The organism is Allobaculum fili, assembly GCF_020969955.1.
In the GTDB taxonomy this organism is placed as follows: Bacteria; Bacillota_I; Bacilli_A; order Erysipelotrichales; family Erysipelotrichaceae; genus Allobaculum; species Allobaculum fili.
Map to the genome: position 1 here is coordinate 1 of NZ_JAHDSX010000127.1, position 353 is coordinate 353.

Consider the following 353-nt stretch of genomic DNA (forward strand, 5'->3'; position numbering starts at 1 on the left):
GAAAAAGCGCGTCACCCCCTAGGGGGTGAAGGGAGAAGGAACTGCTCTGGAAAGAGCAGTCTTCTATAACCCAAAGTGGACCAGTTTTCAATTACGCAACTGGACCAGTTTTCAATTGACAAAAACATCGCATGCTCCTAAATCGACGGACAATCGGCGGAACGGCTATTCTGAGAAGACTGTAAGGTCTTCTCAGGGCGAGCTGGATCTGCGTATTCCTCGTGAGCGCCTTGGTACATTCGAACCGCAGGCTGTTCCTAAAGGCAGTCGGGATATTTCAGATATCGAGGACAAAATACTCCGTATGTATGGCCAGGGCATGTCGCAGCGCGACATCTCCGACATCATCCAGG

At 50.7% G+C, this 353-nt stretch carries 1 pseudogene; it reads left to right on the forward strand.

Annotated features, from left to right (window positions below):
• Window positions 1-127: 127 nt before the first annotated feature.
• Window positions 128-353: pseudogene (locus Afil_RS10805) on the forward strand (transposase); the annotation flags it as partial.